Origin of the sequence: Vibrio marinisediminis (assembly GCF_014050145.1) — a bacterium.
Classification (GTDB): domain Bacteria; phylum Pseudomonadota; class Gammaproteobacteria; order Enterobacterales; family Vibrionaceae; genus Vibrio; species Vibrio marinisediminis.
In genome coordinates this window covers 1-273 of the sequence record NZ_JACFYF010000246.1, presented here as the reverse complement: position 1 = coordinate 273, position 273 = coordinate 1, and the positions used below count along the sequence as shown (strand labels likewise).

The 273-nt window shown below is 65.9% G+C and carries 1 protein-coding gene; it reads right to left on the bottom strand.

The annotated features are described in order from the left end of the window. The coding region (locus tag H2O73_RS23995; protein ID WP_220457754.1) for a phospholipase D-like domain-containing protein at window positions 1–273 on the bottom strand (273 nt) is incomplete at both ends.

The window sequence follows — 273 nt, the reverse complement described above, 5'->3', positions numbered from 1 at the left end:
GTCATAACGCCGCTCATCGAGGTCGAGCCCCCCGATATACACGGTCTTGCGGTCGAAGACGGCAAGCTTCTGGTGGTGCGTCACCGGCAACAGGTCCGCGGGCGGCCAACGCTTGGCACGGACAAACCCGTCGTCATCCTTCTCGACATGGCGCGCAAGACCCGGCACATGCTCCAGCCGTCGGGCGCGCCGGTCGGGCGTATCCGCGTTCAGATCCTCGACCACCTCGGCCAGGCGGCGATAGACCCAAGGCCAGACAAGCACACGATGCGG